The organism is Rhizobium sp. AC27/96, from assembly GCF_001692325.1.
Lineage (GTDB): Bacteria > Pseudomonadota > Alphaproteobacteria > Rhizobiales > Rhizobiaceae > Rhizobium.
Genome location: NZ_LXKN01000018.1, coordinates 583,346 through 602,123 on the forward strand (window position 1 = coordinate 583,346; position 18,778 = coordinate 602,123).

At 60.0% G+C, this 18,778-nt stretch carries 18 protein-coding genes; 5 read left to right on the forward strand and 13 right to left on the reverse strand.

The features are described from left to right. Positions 1 to 35: 35 nt before the first annotated feature. The 3 genes from A6U86_RS16335 to A6U86_RS16345 form a co-directional block, all read right to left on the reverse strand. Positions 36 to 998 carry a S1C family serine protease gene (locus tag A6U86_RS16335; RefSeq protein WP_068393128.1) on the reverse strand — a complete coding sequence of 321 codons (963 nt, stop codon included), beginning with the start codon at positions 996 to 998 and terminating at the stop codon, positions 36 to 38. A gap of 162 nt (positions 999 to 1,160) precedes the next feature. Next, entirely contained in the window at positions 1,161 to 2,702 is a 1,542-nt protein-coding gene (locus A6U86_RS16340) for a diguanylate cyclase (protein WP_083196891.1), read from the reverse strand. Positions 2,703 to 2,860: 158 nt separating this feature from the next. Further along, a complete protein-coding gene (locus tag A6U86_RS16345; RefSeq protein ID WP_068394021.1) occupies positions 2,861 to 3,343 on the reverse strand; it encodes a MarR family winged helix-turn-helix transcriptional regulator in 483 nt (160 codons plus the stop codon). 39 nt (positions 3,344 to 3,382) lie between these two features. Between A6U86_RS16345 and A6U86_RS16350 the strand changes: the two genes are divergently transcribed. Beyond that, entirely contained in the window at positions 3,383 to 4,657 is a 1,275-nt protein-coding gene (locus A6U86_RS16350; RefSeq protein ID WP_068393134.1) for an FAD-dependent monooxygenase, read from the forward strand. A gap of 19 nt (positions 4,658 to 4,676) precedes the next feature. Here A6U86_RS16350 and A6U86_RS16355 read toward each other — a convergent pair whose 3' ends face one another. Then, a complete protein-coding gene (locus tag A6U86_RS16355; protein WP_068393137.1) occupies positions 4,677 to 5,216 on the reverse strand; it encodes a hypothetical protein in 540 nt (179 codons plus the stop codon). Between the two features lie 171 nt (positions 5,217 to 5,387). Between A6U86_RS16355 and A6U86_RS16360 the strand changes: the two genes are divergently transcribed. After that, positions 5,388 to 6,020, forward strand: coding sequence for a lysozyme inhibitor LprI family protein (locus tag A6U86_RS16360; protein WP_068393141.1), 633 nt, complete (start codon positions 5,388 to 5,390; stop codon positions 6,018 to 6,020). Positions 6,021 to 6,179: 159 nt separating this feature from the next. Here A6U86_RS16360 and A6U86_RS16365 read toward each other — a convergent pair whose 3' ends face one another. Further along, positions 6,180 to 6,428, reverse strand: a complete 249-nt coding sequence (locus A6U86_RS16365; protein WP_068393143.1) for a hypothetical protein — start codon at positions 6,426 to 6,428, stop codon at positions 6,180 to 6,182. A gap of 292 nt (positions 6,429 to 6,720) precedes the next feature. Here A6U86_RS16365 and A6U86_RS16370 point away from each other — a divergent pair, with 292 nt between their 5' ends. Further along, entirely contained in the window at positions 6,721 to 7,944 is a 1,224-nt protein-coding gene (locus tag A6U86_RS16370; protein WP_068393146.1) for an ROK family transcriptional regulator, read from the forward strand. A gap of 71 nt (positions 7,945 to 8,015) precedes the next feature. Here A6U86_RS16370 and A6U86_RS16375 read toward each other — a convergent pair whose 3' ends face one another. The 8 genes from A6U86_RS16375 to A6U86_RS16410 all read right to left on the reverse strand — a co-directional run bounded on the left by A6U86_RS16375 (position 8,016) and on the right by A6U86_RS16410 (position 16,736). After that, positions 8,016 to 10,043: a beta-N-acetylhexosaminidase gene (locus tag A6U86_RS16375; RefSeq protein ID WP_198929062.1), complete on the reverse strand. Its 2,028-nt coding sequence runs from the start codon at positions 10,041 to 10,043 to the stop codon at positions 8,016 to 8,018. Between the two features lie 23 nt (positions 10,044 to 10,066). Further along, a complete protein-coding gene (locus A6U86_RS16380; RefSeq protein WP_068393152.1) occupies positions 10,067 to 10,537 on the reverse strand; it encodes a GNAT family N-acetyltransferase in 471 nt (156 codons plus the stop codon). Between the two features lie 12 nt (positions 10,538 to 10,549). Further along, positions 10,550 to 11,476, reverse strand: a complete 927-nt coding sequence (locus A6U86_RS16385; protein ID WP_068393155.1) for an ABC transporter ATP-binding protein — start codon at positions 11,474 to 11,476, stop codon at positions 10,550 to 10,552. Continuing rightward, the gene (locus A6U86_RS16390; protein WP_068393158.1) at positions 11,473 to 12,288 is read right to left on the reverse strand and encodes an ABC transporter ATP-binding protein; all 816 of its coding nucleotides are present in this window, start codon (positions 12,286 to 12,288) and stop codon (positions 11,473 to 11,475) included. Before A6U86_RS16390 ends, A6U86_RS16385 begins: the two co-directional genes overlap by 4 nt. Next, positions 12,285 to 13,187, reverse strand: coding sequence for an ABC transporter permease (locus A6U86_RS16395; protein WP_068393161.1), 903 nt, complete (start codon positions 13,185 to 13,187; stop codon positions 12,285 to 12,287). Before A6U86_RS16395 ends, A6U86_RS16390 begins: the two co-directional genes overlap by 4 nt. Beyond that, complete coding sequence (locus A6U86_RS16400) at positions 13,187 to 14,167, reverse strand: ABC transporter permease (RefSeq protein WP_068393173.1); 981 nt, start codon at positions 14,165 to 14,167, stop codon at positions 13,187 to 13,189. The genes A6U86_RS16395 and A6U86_RS16400 overlap by 1 nt, the downstream gene beginning before the upstream one ends. 22 nt (positions 14,168 to 14,189) lie before the next feature. Next, the gene (locus tag A6U86_RS16405) at positions 14,190 to 15,884 is read right to left on the reverse strand and encodes an ABC transporter substrate-binding protein (protein ID WP_068393175.1); all 1,695 of its coding nucleotides are present in this window, start codon (positions 15,882 to 15,884) and stop codon (positions 14,190 to 14,192) included. Positions 15,885 to 16,340: 456 nt separating this feature from the next. Continuing rightward, positions 16,341 to 16,736, reverse strand: coding sequence for a RidA family protein (locus A6U86_RS16410; RefSeq protein ID WP_068393178.1), 396 nt, complete (start codon positions 16,734 to 16,736; stop codon positions 16,341 to 16,343). Positions 16,737 to 17,005: 269 nt separating this feature from the next. Here A6U86_RS16410 and A6U86_RS16415 point away from each other — a divergent pair, with 269 nt between their 5' ends. Next, positions 17,006 to 17,800, forward strand: coding sequence for an SDR family NAD(P)-dependent oxidoreductase (locus A6U86_RS16415; protein ID WP_068393182.1), 795 nt, complete (start codon positions 17,006 to 17,008; stop codon positions 17,798 to 17,800). Positions 17,801 to 17,890: 90 nt separating this feature from the next. Beyond that, complete coding sequence (ligD, locus tag A6U86_RS16420) at positions 17,891 to 18,778, forward strand: non-homologous end-joining DNA ligase (RefSeq protein ID WP_068394022.1); 888 nt, start codon at positions 17,891 to 17,893, stop codon at positions 18,776 to 18,778.

The following is an 18,778-nucleotide window of genomic DNA, read 5'->3' on the forward strand; positions in this document are numbered from 1 at the left end:
ACGGAAAGCCGCTACGCACTTTTCCTGGAGGTGCCCTAGATCGCAGGACGAGCCGACGGCTTCACTTGCCGTCGCTCGATCAGCCCGGCGACGCTGAAGATCAGAACCTCGATTTCGGTATCGATCTTGTCGCCGTCCAGAAGCCTGACAACATCGTCTATGCCCGAGACGGCGTGGCCCTCGATGGCGAGCAGATAGTCGCCTTCCTGCAGGCCAGCCTTTTCCGCCGGGCTATCCTTTTCGACGCGGCGCAGACGCACTGCGGTTGAATGCGTGACGCCGGCCTCAAGCGCAATGCGTCGCTGCAACTCGACAGTGTCGGCGGCGATGCCGATATAGGCACGCCGGACATGACCGAAGCGCAGGATTTCGGACACGACATGCCTGGCCGTGTTCGAGGCGACCGAGAAGGCGATGCTCTGGGCGCCCTGGATAACCGCCGTATTGACGCCGATCACCTCGCCCGCCGACGATACCAGCGGCCCGCCGGAATTACCCGGATTGAGCGCCGCATCCGTCTGGATGATGTCATCCATCAGCCGGCCGCTCGCGGCGCGCATCGACCTGCCGAGCGCGGATACGATGCCCGCCGTAACTGTCCATTCGAAGCCGAGCGGGTTGCCGATGGCGATGGCAATATGGCCGCGCTTCAACGTCTTGGAATCGCCGAGCCGGGCCCATGCGCCGGGCCAGTCATTGGCGCGGATTAGCGCAAGATCGGTGTCCGGATCACGGCCAAGCACCCTGCCCTCGACGGTTGCCCCTTCCGGCGTCTTGATGCGGACCGTCTTGGCATCGTCGACCACATGGTTGTTGGTGACGACGAGGCCATCCGGCGAGATGGCGAAGCCGGAACCATGCCCGGCACGGCCGCCCAAGCGCTCGATCCGGCTCACGGCCGGACCAACGATATCGACGGCACCAGATACCGATTGGGAATAGGCATCCAGCAGCCCGGCATCGGGTGACGGCTGGATGTCGCGATCAATGAATCCCATAGAAACTCCTCCGACGCGGGCGCGTCGCTACGAGGACCGGCAGCTACTGTGAAAAGCGAGAGGCTGTCAGTTCGACAGATTGAAACAATTGATATTCAGATGAGGAGGCGACGAACCAAGTTCAAGAGCTGGGAATATGCACCGCCATGCGGCGCCGGCCCATTACTTCATACGCCTCGAGACGGCCTGACGACGACGGACGCTGGCGGCCATCCGCCAGGTATTCCGGCCGCTGGCTTTTGCCTGATAAAGGGCGCGGTCGGCCTCCTGAACGAGTGCCTCCCCGCTCTGACCGTCCTCCGGCGACGACGAGACGCCGATGCTGATGCCGATATCCACCGCCACGCCCCCGATGAAGAAAGAGGACTTGAAGGCGGCGATGCAACCGCGCGCGACATCACCGATATTTCCATCGGCTGCTTCCATCAGGATGGCGAATTCGTCGCCGCCCAACCGGGCGACCATGTGTTCCCTCGCCGCGCCGCGCAACCGCTCTGCGACCATCTTGAGAACCTCATCACCAGCGGCATGCCCAAACGTGTCGTTGACCGGCTTGAACCCATCGAGGTCGAGACAGAAGACGGCGACGCCTTTTCCCCCACTCGTCTTCAGAGCTTCGCCGAGGGCCTTGTAAAAACACATCCGGTTCGGCAATCCGGTCAGCATATCGTGTGCGGCCAGACGGTTGGCTTCGGCCTCGGCGAGAATTCGGTCGCTGACATCGGCGATCGTCAGCAGCAGGCGGCGCTCCAGCCCCTCGTGGAGCAGCCGAACATAGACGAGCACATGGCGCTCCGAACCATCGGCTATTCTCTGCCGCCAAACGGTTCTGGCCTCGCAATCACCTTCGAGCTCAAGAAGTGCAGCTGCGAAACGGTCGGCCTCGCTCTCGACATGCATGCCGCACGCCTTGGATGAAAGCAGTGTTGCCGCATCAAAACCGTAGAAGTCCAATGCTGCCCGGTTGGCCTGGAGGATATCGAGGCTGGTGCCATCGCACAGGAGCATCGGCATCGGATTGGCGTCGAAAAGCTGGCTCAGCCATTCCTCGCGCTGCTTCAGCTCGCTGATGTCTATCCGCATGCCGATGGCGCCACCATCCGGCGTGCGCCGGTCGTCATGCCGAAGCCATCGTCCGTCGCGCAGTTGCTGCTCTTCCTGGGAAACCGGCTGGCGAAACTTTCGCATGCGCTGCCGCAGCCAGATATCCTTGTCTCCGACGACTTCCGGCATACGGCCGCTTGCGAGGCTGATCTTCAATATATCTTCGAAAGCAGTCCCCGGCTTCAGATGGTCGGCAATATCCGGATAGAGCTCCGCATATTTCTCGTTCCATAGGACATAGCGGTCGTTCGCATCGAAGACGCACACGGCTTCCGGCAGCATCTCGATGACATAGCGCAGGCGCAAATTGGCGTCTCGTGCCGCGACAGCCGCCTGGCGCTCCTGGCTCTCCGGCTCGATGAGAATTGCGGTCAGCTCATCGGATGCCGAACGCCATGTCGTCACCTTGACCTGGCAGTTTCGCCGATCGCCACCGGCTGCGACGACAAGCGCGTGGGATACTGTGGCCTGTAATGGCCAGTCCGGCAGCAGAGCCGAGATAGCGAGATCGGGAGGCACTTCGCCAAACGCAAAGAGATCACAGGCCCCCGCATTCGCAAAGACAACGACACCAGCGGCGTCAACTACAAGCGCCGCCATCGGATATGCTTGGAGAAATGCGACGATTTCCGCGCTCAGCATCTTATCCCGGTATTTGCCTTTCGAATTTGAACCTGTCTTCGATCATAACACCCGATGGTAAAGGAATGTCCTCGGCTGCGACAGTATCCACTAAACGCCCTTCCGACCCGATGGGATCAGCTCGCTCCCCTCTCCTGCAACCGTTCGAGTTCGTGCTCCTGCATCTCTATCGCTTGCGTCAGAAATCGCAGGACGACCTGCTTTTCCGCTTCTGAAAACTGCCCAAGCATCCGCATGCCAGCCTCATGGATCGGACCGTAAATTTCCCTGCCGAGCTTTACGGCCTTCTCCGAGGGAGCGACCAGGATCTTGCGCCGGTCTTTCGGATCGGCGACGCGATGAACAAGATCGCGCGCCGTGAGGCGATCGATCAACGCTGTCACCGATGGAGGTGCAAGGCCGATGGCCTTGGCGACGGCGTTCGCCGGTTGTGGCGCTCTCATGATGACACTCAGGCATTGGCGCTCGGCGCTATTCAACCCGTAAAGCTTGCCGAAGGTTTCATCGAAGGCCTCCACCGCTTCCTGCCATCGCATGCAGGCGAAACCGATCTCCTCGGCAAGGCGCTGCGACTCCTCATTTGACTTTTGTTCGATCATCGAATAATTCACCTATCTAACAATTAGAAGGAAGAAACAATGTGCCCTATGACGGACGGTGCTGCAACTCCCGATACAAATAGCCAAGAATTGACGATCGGCATTTGCGGTGCCGGCATCGGCGGGCTGGTGCTCGCTTTGCGGCTGGCAAAGCTGGGTTTTCGTCCGATCCTGTTCGAGGCCCGCTCGCGGGAAGCCGCTCTTTCCGAAGGCGAATTCCTGACGCTCGCGCCCAACGGAATGAACGGGCTTCGGGCCGTGGATTGCTGTGATGAAGTCCTGCGCGCGGGGCTGGAGACCAAAGCCATCGAGCTTTGCAATGCGCGCGGCCGCAGGCTGGCTCTCGTGGACCAGAGCGACCATCGGTCGACGTTCGGCGCCCCGTCCGTCACGGTCAAGCGGGGAACACTGACCCGGATACTGATCGAGCAATGCGAAGCACGCGGGATCGCCGTGCAATTCGACCGACGCGTTTCCGGCGTCGAGAGCCGTATCCATTCCGTTTCGCTAAGTTTTCCGGATGCGGCCAGCGTTTCGGTGGGCCTTCTCGTCGCCGCCGATGGTCTGCGCTCGCAGGTCCGTTCGCAGGTGTTCCCGGACTTCCCGGCCCCGCACTTTACCGGCCTGATCGGCGCCGGCGGCATTGTGGATGCCGATATACCGGCAACGGATGGCCTGATGCGCATGACATTCGGTGAGAAAGCCTTCTTCGGTTACATCAAGACGGCATCGCATCCGGTTTACTGGTTCAACTCCTTCGCCGCGGATACCCCCGATATGGTGCGCGGAATGGATCCCCATGCCTTGGCGGACCGCATTCGCGAGATGCATGCCGAGGATCCGTTTCCCAATGCGGTGATCCTGCAGGAAGTTGAGAGGGTCGAACGCAGTTATCCGATTTTCGACATGCCACCGCTTCCGGCCTGGTCGAAAGGGCGCGTGGTTCTGCTCGGGGATGCTGCCCATGCGATAGGCCCGCACGCCGGACAGGGAGCCTCGATGGCGATAGAAGATGCGCTCGTCCTGTCGTCATGCCTGGCCGAAACGATCGACCACAGCGACGCCTTCGCCCGCTATGAAGCATTGCGGCGCCCAAGGATCGAGCGCGTCGTAAAGCTTACCAGGCAGAACGCATCAAGGAAGCGTAAGTCCACTCGGCTCGGGCTGTTGCTGCGAGACCTGCTTCTGCCCCTGTTGCTGCCACTCGGCATAAGGATGGGCCGCAAATTGTTTGCCTATCGGGCCGATCTCGAAGCCTTGGGTCCAGGCAGCATCGATAGTATGGGGCAAAAGAACCAGCGAGACGCCGCATAGGCGTACCAAAGGCATTTTGTCATTTCGCGCTTTTGTTGGCCGTTGCACCAGATGCCTTGCGCGGCCAGGCCAGTCTGCTCCAGTTCGCGATGTAGATCACAAAGACGATGAACATGCCGGAGCCGATCACATCGAGCCGGTGATGGCCGAACAGGAAGAGGCCAAGCAGGGCCAATCCGACCGAGGATAGCATTAGAAAGATGGACGGGAGCGTGCTGGTGATGCGCGTTCCCGCTTCACCCTCGGCTTCGACACCGCCGCCGGTAATATGGCCGCTTGAGCCTGGCGATCCGTTGTTGAGCCGGATAGAAACCCTGCCTCTCCTGACACCGACCTTGCCTTTGGTCTGCCTCCCCGAGGTCAGCATCACGAGCATCATGGCGACGACCATGCTGCCGAAGCCCCATGCAAAAACCACGCAAGCCGCCATAGCGGTTGCCGTGGCGTTTGTTCTGTAAAGGTGGATTCCCAATGCCGCCATTCCGATGGTGACGGCAAGAAAAACCGATCCGACGACCAGGAACGTGACCCTGCCAGACAATTGTGTTTCGCCCTTCACCCCACTCCTCCGCCGATCTGCAAATTACCTTGATCAGCAAAACTAGGTCCCTCCTCGCAATCTTCAAATGCGGCGCGGATCAAATCCCTCGCATTGCCATATGCGCTGCGAGGCCTTTACGACGACGAGGTGCGGCATAATTAGCAGGGATGATTGCGGACGGAGGACCCCATGACTATTTCGAAATTCGCCATGGCGATGCTGGCAGCTAACCTGTTTGCAATGCCGGTTTCGGCTGCGGGCATTGATTGCAAAAAGCCTTCCACGGAAAGCGACCGCATGATCTGCGGGGATCAATCGCTGCGAATACGGGATGCGATGACCAGCGATCTCTACACCGCCGCGCGCAAAAGCGATGATGCCAACACCATCGAAGGACGGCAGCAACGCTGGATCAAATCCGTGCAATCATGCCACGATGCGGCATGCATCCGGCAGGCCTATGACAATCAGATCGGGTATCTTCAGGCGACAAAGGGCGGACAAAGCGTCTCCACCAATTTTCTGGCCGAAGGCGGCAAGGGCGACGAAGGCAATCTATCCATATTCGGCCCGGTCGGCGGCCTCACGGCAATCCTGTTGACCGCGACCCATGTCGGTCCCGGCGGCGCCGATGCAGGCGATGTCGACGCCGGCAGCATCAATGGTATCATTCCGCTAAAGGGCGGGCATGGCAAGCTTTCCGTCGACAATTGCTCCATCGGCTTCGAACGGCTCAACGCCCAAACATGGCGGGTTACGCACGCAGGAGTGTGCGATTTCGCCGATGGCGTGACCATGCAGGGCACCTATCGGAAACAATAACGAAACCGGCTCCAATCAAGGCGGAAATTGCCGTGGCGATGTGGGTACAAAACGCAGCGACACGGCAATTCGTATCGCTACGTCTCGATCGTAACAATCAACTATCTAACCTGCGCTCAGCGCACTCGAGATAATCGCTCGAAAGCTTGATATCAGCGATCAACCGCCGACGGCATCGGCGTTGCACTTCTTGACGAAGCTCGTCTTGGCTGCACCGGCAAGTTTCTTGGTAGCGGCCTGCGCATCGCAAGACGCTGCCGCATCCTTCGCGCATTTATTGGTGAAGCTCGTCAAGGCAGCTCCCGCCAACTTCTTGTCGGCTGCCTGCGCCTTGCAGGTGGCGTCCGCGGCCATGGCTCCGGTGGCAAGGCAGGTAGAAAAAATCGCAAGTCCGAGCAGTCTGATCATCGAAATCCTCCAGGGGCTATCCTCCGCAAAAGCCGAGGTAACCGGAGTCTAACCTAACAATCTTCATAGTAAAGGCGTGCGCACTCACCTAAGCAGCGGAAAAAGGGCCTAAAAGGCACCAGCCTTTGGCCTATTGATCCCTCACATCTTGAACCGTTGAACAAAAGGATGGAAAGTACCCAAATACCCGGCGAACAACGGTAATTTGCGCCTCGCCCTCTCCGTCACGCAGCAGCAGCCGTGACAAGCAACAACGCTAACGAACGCTGATCCAGAAATTTCCAATCATCTCATGAAGACAATTTCAGGCACGAATCTCGAACAGGCCAAATCGCATAACAGGCGTGTCGTGATCGAGGCCATCCGCACCAACGGGCCGATGTCACGGGCAGCGATCGCCCGCATAACGGCGCTGACCACGCAAACAGTTTCGAACATCGTCGAGGAACTCGCGCGTTCACACCTGCTGATCCCGATGGAAGCGCAGAGGATTGCCCGCGGCCAGCCGATCATTCCCTACACCATCAATCCGAACGGGGCCTACTCCATCGGTCTGGAACTCGGCCGGCAGAGGGCGATCGGCGTGCTGACCGATCTGTCCGGCACGGTTTGCGCCCGCATCGAACGACATGTCGACAGACCCGGGCCGACCGAAGCTATGCCCGTCCTTGCCACCATCGTCCGGGATTTGCAGGACGCCTTCTCCTTCGATCGCGACCGGTTGCTCGGCGCCGGCATTGCCTTGCCGGGGCGCTATGCGGATGGCGGCGTTACATCGCTCAGCCCGCTCAATCTGCCCGGCTGGCAGGACTTTCCCGTCGCCAGCGAATTGGAGCGACGTATCGGCGTGCCTGTGCTCGTTGAAAACGATGCAACGGCTGCGGCGATCGGCGAGCGGTTATATGGCGTTGCCCGCGGCCTCGGAAGCTTCGTCTATCTTTTTCTCGCGGGCGATGGCGGCATCGGCGCCGGCATGTTCCTGGACGGCCATCTCTACAAGGGCAGCCGCGCCAATGCCGGCGAAATTGGCCATATCATCGTCGAGCCACATGGCCGGCTGTGCACCTGCGGTAAGCGCGGCTGCCTCGATCGTTATGTGTCGCCATCCGTCGCCTATGAATATCTTGGCATCGAGAACGCCCAGGAGCTTTCGCCCGACGATCTCGATGTGATGATCGCAGCCAATCACCAGGGGCTGGAGACCTGGGTCGAGCAGGCGGCCCAGCCGCTGCGCCAGACGATCGATTTTCTCGAGCTTGCCTTCGATCCACAGACGATCGTGCTTGGCGGCAGTGCGCCAACGGCCTTGATGACACGGCTCGCAGCGCGTGTGGAGCCATTGCATATTCCGGTGAACCCGTCGGAAGAGCGCACGATCCCGCGCCTGATGATCGGCGCTTCCGGCAAGGACACGGCCATTCTCGGCGCCGCCGCACTACCGATCTTTTCGGAAACGAACCCGCAATTCGATGTCCTGCAAAAGCCGATCCTCCATCGCGCTGCCCAGCAACTGTAACGACAGCCGATGCCATCAAACGCAATCGGGCGCGGCACCTAAGCCGCGCCCGAGGGTCACGCATCAAGCTGTCAGAATTGATGCAGGCCGTATAGCAGCGGCATCGTGCCGACAAGCGCCTTGAACCGCTCCCAGGATTTTGCCGATGGCTTCGTCCAGCCCGTTTCGGCAAGCGCCGAGAGACGAGGGAAGACTAGCCGGTCGAAGATGGCGCGGTCCGTCATCGACTCCGACCAGATGCAGGCCTGAATGCCGCGAAGCTTTTCCTTCTGGACGTCCGTCCAGCCACCGATGGGATCGAAGTTGTAGAGTTTCTCCGGATCCGAGTGGCCCGCCCAGCTCGCACCGGGTTCGTCCCAATCCGGGCGCATCGCCATATCGAGGTAATAGACCTGTCCCGGGCAAACCACGATCTCGTATCCGCGACCGGCAAGTTCGGCCGCGACTTCGACATTGCGCCAACTGCAGAGATAGCTCTTGTCCTTGTCGATCCTGTCGCCATGAGCCGCCTCTTCCCAACCGCCCGTTATACAGCCCTTTGAGGCGAGAAAGGCCTGGATGCGCTCCAGGAATTCCGCCTGCAGATAGGCCGCGCCGGAGCCGTGAATATCGTCGGCACCATGCGTGTTGGTGATGACGTTCAACCGCTTGGCATGTGCTTCCGCAACCTCGTCGCCGGCGAGTTCGCGCAGTCGCGCCAGGGCCTCCGGCGAACCGGACCATGCGCCGAGCGGAACCTCGTCGGCGCCGATGTGGATCGTCTTGAACGGGAAGAGTTCGATCAATTCGGAGAGGATCGTCTCGATGACCTCATAGGTCTTTTCGCGCGCCGGGTTGATGCAGTTATCAGGGAAACCCTGAACCGAGTAATAGCTGCCGGCTTCATTCGGATCGCGAAGTTCGGGAATTGCCTGCAGCATGGCGTAGCAATGGCCTGGGATATCAATCTCGGGCAGCACCTCGATGCCGAAACCCTTGGCATAGCTGACAATGTCGCGCACGGCTGCCTTGGTATAGTAGCCGCCAGTGCGAGCCGGGCTGGAACCGAGCAGCGGCGGCAGCGGCAGACCATGGCCGCGCCATGCGCCGATCTCCGTCAGCGCCGGATAGGCGTCGATTTCGACACGCCAGGATTCATCGTCCGACAGATGCCAATGGAAGCGGTTGAGCTTGTTCCAGGCAAGCACCGCCATCAGCTTCTTGATCTCGGCAGTGCCATAGAACTGGCGTGCGACATCCAGATGCAGGCCACGCCAGCTCATTGCGGGCTCGTCGACGATCTCGCCACCCGCCGGGAAATGGAATGCCTGCGGGTGCAGACGCGCGCCGCGCCAGATCTGCCCAATGGTCACGAGGCCATAGACGAAACCGGTCTGTGCGCTCGCTTCGACCGTGATGGCTTCAGACGAGAAGACAAGCCTATAGGCCTCTGCACCGAGACCGGCTACCTGGCGCAACTCGACGGGCACAGCCCCTTCCGCCTCGGAACGGATGAGACCTTCAGCCGAGAAAAGATGCTCGACAAGCGCGGTGAAACTTGCGGCAGCAGCCTGCGCTTCCGGCGCGGTGGCCTTCAGGGCAAAGCCTGCCGGCAGCGGGCGACGGGCGGAAACGGCCACGCGGTTCGGCCAGGGAATGATCGACAGCGGCACCGGCGGATTGGCCGGTACAGGGTAGATTTCCGCGCCGCGCTTCAACGGCGCATTGCTTGACGATGTGCGTGTCGGCTCCGTGCCAAGTGAAACCGTCCCGCCATCGGCCAATGCCAGATAGGCGCTATTGGCACCGTCATTCCAGTGGCGAAACTGCCAGCTCAGCGCACGAACGGTGATGGTCCAGGTTTCGCCGCCAGCCAACACGAAACCTTCCGGTGGCTGGAATTCAGTGAAGTTGGACAGCCGCTTGGTCACCGTCGCGCCATCGACAACGCCAGCGGGGTCGACACGGCCGGGACCGCTGACGCAGAGCGAGAAGTCCGAAAGCGCATCAGACGAAAGGTTTTTCAGCCGCAGCACATAGGAAAAATCCTTGCCGTCGGCGGGGGGATTCCAGGTTGTTTCAAGCCGCAAAGCTAGGGATCGCGGGGTCGACATTAGCATTCTCTCTTTATCTGAAGGATCGTTCAAAGCTTGAGCAGTCCGGCATAGATACCGGGCGCGGAATTGGGGATCTGTATCGCGCCAACCGTCTTCTCGTAGAATTCCGAAGGGCCGACATCACCGATGACGGTATAGGCGTAGCCCATCGCCTTGTGGTCGTTGAGGCAGGCAAACAGCAGCGCACGGCCGATGCCGAGACCGCGAACGCTTTCGTCGACACCGGTCGGGCCGAAGAAGCCGCGTGCAGTCGCCTCATGGCAGGCAAAGCCGACCAGTTCCTGATTGCGCGTGGCGATGAAGCAGGTCGGCGGCTGGCGCGTCATCGCCACCGTCGTCTCGCTTGCCCATCCCTCGCTGAAATGCTTGCTGACCCAGCCGACGATAAGTCTCAGTTCCGGCGGCAATGCCCTTCTGATGGTGACACCCGCCTTCGCCATCCGCTCGGGCGACTGCGTATCCACTGGCAAGGTCGATAGATTGACCAGATAATCCACGATGAAGTCCTTTTAGTTCGATGCGACGAGCGCACGCATGAAATGATTGTCGCCGAGCTGTTCCACCACGGTCGAAATCGGCCGGCTGAGCGAGCGGATCTTCTCCGCCTGCTCGAGAAAGCGGGCGCTGCCGCCTGTGACGAACCTGCGGCCGCCATCCGGAATGGCGGAGAGCAGGAGCTGGGTATAGGGATGCTTCGGGGCGGCGAGCACGGCGTTGGTATCGCCCCACTCCACCATCTGACCGGCAAACATCACGACAATCTCCTCGGCAACATGGGCAGCCGTGGCGATATCGTGTGTGATGTAGAGCATGGCGAGGTCGTTCTCCCGCTTCACCCGCGCCAGCAGATCCAGGATGTCCTTGCGGATCGAAACATCAAGCATCGAGGTCGGCTCGTCGGCCACCAGAACGCTGGGTGAAACCGCCAATGCACGGGCGATGTTGACGCGCTGGCGCTGGCCACCTGACAGTTCATGCGGAAATTTCTGACGTGTCAGGGCAGGATCGAGGCCAACGCTCTCAAGCAGCTTGGATATCTGATCATCGCGCTCGGCCTTCGACTTGTCTTCGCCATGGAGCTGCAGCGGACGAGCGATATGATGATTGACCGTAAAGGCCGGGTTGAGCGAGGAGAACGGATCCTGGAATACCATCTGGACGTCCTTGCGGTACATCCGCTCTTCCTTGCCTGTGGCGCGCGCGGTGCGATCCTGTCCGCGAAAGAAAAGCTTACCGGCGCTCGACCTGTCGAGCCGGGCGATAATGCGGGCGCATGTGGTCTTGCCGCAGCCGGATTCGCCGACCAGCGCCAGAGCGCGCCCGGCAAACAGGGAAAAGGAGACGCTCTTCAGCGCATGGACCGAACCGAAATGGCGCTGAACATCCTCAAGCCGGATAACGGGTTCGGCAGCGACTGCCTGTATCTGCGGTTTCATGCCAAAGCTCCGGAAAAGTGTGCGCTGGCTGGAAGCTGGGGAATGGCGTTCCAGAGCTTGCGCGTATAGTCGTGAACGGGCGATTGGCTGACCTGTGCCACGTCGCCGACTTCGACGAGTTCGCCCTTCAGCATGACACCGATGCGCCCGCAAAGCTGCGCCATCAGATGCAGGTCATGGGTGATGAACAGCACCGAGAAACCATAGGTCTGCTGGAGGTCGAGGACCTGCTCCAGGATCTCGCGCTGGACGACGACGTCGAGTGCGGTCGTCGGCTCGTCCATGATGATGAGTTCGGGTCTGAGCGCCAGGCAGATGGCGATGACGATGCGCTGGCGCATGCCGCCGGAAAACTGGTGCGGATAGTCGCTGACGCGATGCGTGGGAATGCCGACCAGCTTGAACATTTCCTCGGCGCGGGCGCGGGATTCCTGTTTGGAGCAGCCGGTATGGCGATGAAGCACATCATGAAACTGCGCTTCCACCCGCATCAGCGGATTGAGCGAATTCATGGCGCTCTGGAACACCATGCCGATCCGCTTCCAGCGGATCTTTTGCAGTTCGCTTTCCGGCATCCGCAGCAGATCCTGCCCATCCAGACGGATGCTGCCGCCGCTGATCCATGCCGGCGCCTTGGAGAGGCGGGTGATGGCATAGGCAATCGTGCTCTTGCCGCAACCGGACTCACCGGCGAGACCGAAAATCTCGCCGCGACCGATGTTGAATGAAACATTCTTCACCGCACGGAAGTCGCCCTTGTCGACCAGATAGTCGATGTTCAGGTTTTCAATCTCAAGCAGATTGTCGCTCATTGGCCAGCCCTCATCATGCGGTTGCGGGCGCGGGTCAGGCGGAACCACCGGGTCAGTGCCGGGCCTGAGCGCAATTGCGGATTGGCGATTTCGTCGAAGGTGAAGTTGATCAGCGCAAGGCCGAGGCCCGTAAGGGCGATACCGGCGGCCGGAACTGCAATATCCCACCACGCGCCGACCATGATGGCCGAAGCATTCTGCGCATTATAGAGCATGGTGCCCCAGGTGACCCTCAGCGGATCGCCGAAGCCGAGATATTCAAGCGTGGTCTGTGCGACGATGGCATAGATGATGCTGCCGACGAGGTTGATGCCGATCAGCGGCGTCAGGTTGGGCAAAATCTCCACGAAGATGATGCGCCAGGCCGGCTCGCCGATCATCTTGGCCGCGGTGACGAAATCGCGATTGCGCAACGCCATCGTCTGAGATCGGGTCATGCGCGCACCCCATGGCCATGAAGTCAGGGCGATGATCGTCATGATAGTCATCGGCCCGACCGTCCCCGAAAAGGAGGCAAGCAGAATGAGAAGCGGCATGTTCGGTATGACGAGCACTGCGTTGGTCGCAAGATCGAGCACCGCATCCGTCTTGCCGCCGGCATAACCCGCGATCAGACCGATTGCAGTTCCAATGACCGTAATGGCGATGCCGGTCGCGAAGCCTACGGAGAGCGAGCTTCTTGCGCCCCAGACGAACTGACGATAGACGTCGCGGCCCATCTTGGTGGTGCCGAAGACATGCTCGACCGATGGCGCCTGGTGCGAACGACCGACACGTGCACCAGGCTCGCCCGGGGCAATGATCGGCGCAAAGATTGCCATCAGGCACAATGCAGCAACAATGATGAAGCCGACGAGGGCCTTCTTCTGGCTAAAAATTGATTTCAACGCGAAGCCCATTATCTGCCCTCCCGCAATCTCGGATCGACCAGGCCGTAGATGATGTCGACCATGAAATTCGCTATGAGGGTCGCCATGGTCATCAGGAGCAATTGCCCCTGAATGACGGGGTAATCGCGGGCAACACTGGCGGTGAACAGCGTCAGGCCAAGGCCCGGATAATTGAAGACGATCTCCGTGACGATCGACCCGCCGAAGACAGCGCCGAGCATCAGCGCCAGGTTGGTCAATACGGGCAGCAAGGCATTTCGGGCGCCATAGCTGAACATGACGGCGAGGTTGCTCAGCCCCTTCGCCCGCCCCATGGTGACGTAATCCTCACCCAGCACGACGATCATCGAGGAGCGCATCGTCGTCTGGAACTCGCCGATGAGAAATGGCGAGAGCGTGAGGACCGGCAGTATGGCGTGCATGAACACGCTGCTGAAGAAGGTGAAGTTGAACCCCGGATCGAGATTGGGATCATAGGCATAACCCACGGGGAACCAGCGCAGCGATACCGCAAAGATGAAGAGGATCGTCAGGGCGATGATGACGGGCGGGATCGAGAACATGATGACGGCGAGAGGCGATACGACAGTGTCGAACCGCCCGCCGCGACGCCAGGCGGAGATCGCGCCGAGCACGACGCCGACGCACAGCGAAAAGATGATCGCCGTTACCACCAGGAAGATCGTCCAGAGCGTGGCGCGGCTTAACACCTGCACCACAGTCTGGGGATAGTATTTGACCGAAACGCCAAGATCGAGCGTTGCGAGGCCTTTGAGATAATCGACGAACTGCATCATGATCGGCTGATCGATCTCGCCGAAGCGCGCCTTGATCGCCTCGACGGCGGCAGGCGTTGCCCGTGGCCCGAGCTGGGCCACCATGGCGTCGACGGGACTCCCCGGCATAAGCCGGGGAAGAATGAAGTTCACGACGATCGCGAAGGCCAAAGCCACCGCATACACGCCTAGGCGCCGGCTTGAAATACGCATGTCTGCTTCCCTTGCTGAGGTCTTATTGGACCGGCTTCAGACGCAGGAGATGCATGAGGCGCATGCGATTATTGTCGTGGTTTTCCGGGTTCATCACCGGATCCTTGTCGGTGACCCAACCGGTGAACCGCTTGCTGGAATACTGGTACCAGGTCGGACCGTTGAAGACCGGCACAACCGGGAAATCATCCGCGATCAGAACCTGAATATCGTTGAAGATCTTCTTGTGATCCGCATCGGAAGACGACTTGCGATACTGATCGAACAGCGCGTCGAGCTTCGGGTTGGAGTAGCGCGGCGCGGAGACGGTGAGCTTGCCGGCATAGTCCGTCGACAGGCTCTGATAATAGCCCTGGAACGGGGTGGCGCTGTCGGCGCGCGAGTTCATGACGACATCGAAGCTGCCATCGAGAAGCTGCTTGCGCCACTGTTCGTATTCAGGCGTGGCAACAGAGGCGTTGATGCCCGCAGCGCGCAGCCCTTCGACGGCGATCTGTACGGCATCAATCCAGTCGGTCCAGCCGTTCGGCACGATGACGGGGAAAGCGATCGGCTTGCCGCTTGGCGTGGTGCGGAAGCCGTCGGCGCCCTTCTTGTAGCCGGCGTCGTCGAGGATCTTGTTCGCCTTGTCGGTATCGAAGCCCATGAAGGCATCCTTGTCACCTTCAGCGGCCTTGTTGCGCCAGCTGTCGAAACGCGGCGGCAGGCCGCTGGCATGCAGGTTGACGACCGGATAACCGAAGCCGGCAATATCGACCATCGACTGGCGGTCCATCGCCAGGCTGAAGGCGTGACGGAAATTCAAGTCCTTGAAGGCCTCGAGATTGCCGGCGTTCGTGGACTTGAAGTTCATCTGGAAGGCGACGGTTTCAGCCGGCGGCTGCCAGTAGCCATTGTGCTGCGGGTCAAGTGCGACAAAGGTCTTGTCGATCTGCGGCAGGAAAGAGCCGATCCAGTCGACAGTACCTTCCGGCAGCAGCGCCAGCATCTGGTCGTTGCCCGAAATCTGCGGCAGGCGCAGGCAATCGACATGCAGCGATGCGGCATCCCAGTAGTTCGGATTGCGGCACTGCTCGTAGACCTGTGGCGTGAAGCGGCGAACTTCGGTCATCGGACCGGAGCCGACGGGCTTTTCATTCTTGAAGGCCACCGGATCGGCAACGTCCTTCCAGATATGCTCGGGCACGACAGCCAAGTCGGCGAGCGATTCAGGGAACTCCGAATTCACGGCCTTGAGGTTGATCTTGATCTGCGTCGGCGACGGCGCTTCGACGGAGGCAACGGTCTGGCCGACACCAACGGTGTCGACCGCCGGGTTCTTCAGCATCAGGTCGATGGTGTATTTCACGTCGGCCGAGGTCAGCGGCTGTCCGTCGGACCACTTCACGCCGGGGCGCAGGTCATAGGTGATCGACATCAGATCGTCGGAGAACTTGTAGCTGGTGGCCAGACGCCAGACCGGCTTGCCGCCGTCATTGGCGTTGAAGATGACCAGCGGCTCGTAGATGAAATCCATCGTGCTCTGGCGGCGACCGGCCAGATCGAAAGGATTGAAGTTGCTGACCCAGCTGGTCTGCTCCTCGATGTGCATCGTGAGCACGGATTCGGCAGCCGAGGCGACACCGGCACCGAATGCCAGCGAGACGCCCAATGCCGCCGTTGCCAGCCATGGAGCCCGGTACACGAAATTACGCAATCTGCTTTTTTTCATTCCCATTTGCAGTTCCCTCTCGTTGATTTCGAGTAGTCAATCAAATTGATTTAATCGTGAGTTTGCGCGCTCGTCAATCCGCTGATTTGAAATCAACAGGCAATTGGACGAGCGTCGGGGCGCATCGGCGGCCGACCGAACAACGATTTGTGGCAATAGGGAATTCGGGAAAAACTGCGCGTTGCCCTGCCCTACCAATCTGGACCCGCAGGCCAATATCAGGGCGCGCATTTGCGACCGGAGCAACGAGCGACCGGCTTTGGCAAGAAGACTAGGGAGATCGCTGCGCTTGAACGACCGAAACTCCATCGGCGGCGCAGCTATTTAACGGATCAACAATCAAGGGTACACGTTTCGAAGGCGCAGCTGCTGCGCCTTCGAAATCGGCTAGTTACAAAGCTGTACCGTCGCAGTGGTTTTTACACCAGGCAACGAAGCTTCTGATAATCAGGGATTGTCAGTTCAATCGAGCGGCTTGTAGGCGATGACATCCATCTCGATCTTCACATCCACCATCATCGGCGACTGGACGGTGGAGCGCGCCGGCGGGTGATCGATGAAATGCTTCTGGAAAACGGCGTTGAAGCTCGAGAAGTCGCGGGCATCGTCGAGCCAGACATTGACCTTCACCACATGCTCAAGGGTGCAATCGGCAAGAGCAAGGACATCCTTGATATTGGCGATGACCTGCTCGGTCTGCGCAACGATATTGCCGACGATAACCTCGCCGTTAACAGTCGGGACCTGACCCGAGACGTAGACGAAATCGCCGGCGCGCACGGCCTTCGCGAAAGGACGGCGCTGGCCGCCGGCCTGGCTATCGGCAATATCGAAACGGATCAGCTTGTTCTTGCTCATGATATCCTCGGTCTTTCTCTGTTGTCCAAAGTCGCAGCCGACACCCCGAACGCACAGGACCGGGCACGCGACTCCTCTGCGCTCTTCAATATCCGCCATGACGCGGCCACGCCAGATCGTTTTTCGGCGCAGCACAATGCTCGAAATATTGTTCGGCGATCATATCATCGTGTCCATTTACCGGCGCAGTCGCATTGCCTTGCCGCGCCCGCACCTGTTAAGACAGGGAGAATTCGTCATATGATTATTGAGGTTCAGGAGGAGTCGTCATGACAGAACTCGCGCAGTCGCTCGCGTCCATTCGTATTCCCGATCTTGCCGGCAAGCGTGTGCTGATTACCGGCGCTTCCACAGGCATCGGTGCAGCCCTTGCGCTCGCCTTCACCAAGCAGGGTATGAAGATAGCTCTTCACTTTAATGCCAGCCGTGAGCCGGCCGAGCAGCTGGCCGCCGAAATCAAGGCGGATGGCGGTACTGTTCACCTGATCCAGGGCGATGTCTCGCAAGATGGCGAGACCGAGAAGGTCATCGACAAGGCTGCCGAAGCGCTTGGTGGCCTCGATGGTTTGGTGAACAATGCCGGCGGCATGTTGGGACGGCTGCCGACATCGGACATGACCGACGAACATTACGAGCGCGTGATGAACTTGAACGCCCGCTCGGTGCTGGCCGCGACCCGGGCAGCCCATCCCCATCTCAAGAAGCAGGGCGGCTTCATCATCAACACCACGTCGATTGCGGCCCGTAACGGCGGCGGCAACGGCGCGATCCTCTACGCTGCCGCCAAGGGCTTCGTTTCGACCATCACCCATGGTCACGCCAAGGAATTCGTCAACGACAAGATCCGCGTCAACGCGGTAGCGCCGGGCGTCATCGCGACGCCGTTCCACGAGCGCTATACCAATGACGAGCAGATGGAATTGCAGCGCAAATCCATTCCCATGGGCTTCGTCGGCACTCCGGAAGATTGTGTCGGCGCCTATCTGTTTTTGGCATCGCAGACCTTGTCCGGCTACATCACCGGGCAAATCATCGAGGTCAATGGCGGCCAGCTCATGCCGTAAGGCATGTAGGACGATCGACTTTTCGCGCCGGGCAATGCTAATCTACGCCCGGCGCAGATCTCGCGTCGAAGCAAGATGGAGCGCATGCGAATGGCAAGGACGCCCATTGAGAACCGGATCGAAACCTCCGTTCAGTTGACGCATCCAGAGCGGGTCTACTGGCCCGACGACGGCGTCAGCAAGCAGGACCTCGTTGATTATTATGCGCTGGCCTGGCCGCGCATGGCACCCTTCGTCGCCAATCGGCCCCTGGCACTGCTGCGTTGCCCTGATGGCATAGGTGGCCCTCGCTTCTTCCAGAAACATGCCTGGAAGGGCATCAACCCGCATATCATCGAAATTGCCGATCCCGACGACGAGGAGAGCGCCAAGTTCCTGAAGATCGAGGATTTCGACGGGCTTGCAGCACTCGTCCAATCCGCGACACTCGAAATACACCCCTGGGGCACGACCACCGATCATTGGGAAAAGCCCGACATGATCATCATGGATCTAGATCCCGGTGAAGATGTCAGGTGGGCCAAAGTCATCAAGGCTGCGTTGGAAATAAGGGAGCGCTTTACAGCCCTGGGGCTTACCTCCTTCGTCAAGACCTCAGGTGGCAAGGGTCTGCATGTCGTCGCCTCCCTCAAGCCCAAGGCGGAGTGGCCGCAGATCAACGACGTCGCCGAAGCGATGGCGCACGCCATGAGCGCCGACAGCCCGGAGGAGTATCTCTCCGTCGCCAGCAAAGCAAAGCGGACCGGCCATATCTTCATCGATTACCTGCGCAACGGCCGCGGCAACACCGCGGTCGCGCCCTATTCGACGCGCGCAAGGCCGGGCGCGACGGTCTCGATGCCGATTGCCTGGGAAGAATTGAACGACAAGATCGGGCCGGCCTCCTTCACGGTCAAGAACGCCGCAGCGCGGCTGGGCAATTCCAGTGCCGATCCCTGGGCCGATTTTTTCAAGGCCGCTTCGCCGCTGAAAGCCTGA

What these genes read in the sequence shown, in the direction of transcription:
- A6U86_RS16335 (WP_068393128.1), bottom strand. Translation starts at nt 998, where the DNA reads ATGGGATTCATTGATCGCGACATCCAGCCGTCACCCGATGCCGGGCTG.
- A6U86_RS16340 (WP_083196891.1), bottom strand. Translation starts at nt 2,702, where the DNA reads ATGGCGGCGCTTGTAGTTGACGCCGCTGGTGTCGTTGTCTTTGCGAAT.
- A6U86_RS16345 (WP_068394021.1), bottom strand. Translation starts at nt 3,343, where the DNA reads ATGATCGAACAAAAGTCAAATGAGGAGTCGCAGCGCCTTGCCGAGGAG.
- A6U86_RS16350 (WP_068393134.1), top strand. Translation starts at nt 3,383, where the DNA reads ATGTGCCCTATGACGGACGGTGCTGCAACTCCCGATACAAATAGCCAA.
- A6U86_RS16360 (WP_068393141.1), top strand. Translation starts at nt 5,388, where the DNA reads ATGACTATTTCGAAATTCGCCATGGCGATGCTGGCAGCTAACCTGTTT.
- A6U86_RS16365 (WP_068393143.1), bottom strand. Translation starts at nt 6,428, where the DNA reads ATGATCAGACTGCTCGGACTTGCGATTTTTTCTACCTGCCTTGCCACC.
- A6U86_RS16370 (WP_068393146.1), top strand. Translation starts at nt 6,721, where the DNA reads ATGAAGACAATTTCAGGCACGAATCTCGAACAGGCCAAATCGCATAAC.
- A6U86_RS16375 (WP_198929062.1), bottom strand. Translation starts at nt 10,043, where the DNA reads ATGCTAATGTCGACCCCGCGATCCCTAGCTTTGCGGCTTGAAACAACC.
- A6U86_RS16385 (WP_068393155.1), bottom strand. Translation starts at nt 11,476, where the DNA reads ATGAAACCGCAGATACAGGCAGTCGCTGCCGAACCCGTTATCCGGCTT.
- A6U86_RS16390 (WP_068393158.1), bottom strand. Translation starts at nt 12,288, where the DNA reads ATGAGCGACAATCTGCTTGAGATTGAAAACCTGAACATCGACTATCTG.
- A6U86_RS16395 (WP_068393161.1), bottom strand. Translation starts at nt 13,187, where the DNA reads ATGGGCTTCGCGTTGAAATCAATTTTTAGCCAGAAGAAGGCCCTCGTC.
- A6U86_RS16400 (WP_068393173.1), bottom strand. Translation starts at nt 14,167, where the DNA reads ATGCGTATTTCAAGCCGGCGCCTAGGCGTGTATGCGGTGGCTTTGGCC.
- A6U86_RS16405 (WP_068393175.1), bottom strand. Translation starts at nt 15,884, where the DNA reads ATGGGAATGAAAAAAAGCAGATTGCGTAATTTCGTGTACCGGGCTCCA.
- A6U86_RS16410 (WP_068393178.1), bottom strand. Translation starts at nt 16,736, where the DNA reads ATGAGCAAGAACAAGCTGATCCGTTTCGATATTGCCGATAGCCAGGCC.
- A6U86_RS16415 (WP_068393182.1), top strand. Translation starts at nt 17,006, where the DNA reads ATGACAGAACTCGCGCAGTCGCTCGCGTCCATTCGTATTCCCGATCTT.
- ligD (WP_068394022.1), top strand. Translation starts at nt 17,891, where the DNA reads ATGGCAAGGACGCCCATTGAGAACCGGATCGAAACCTCCGTTCAGTTG.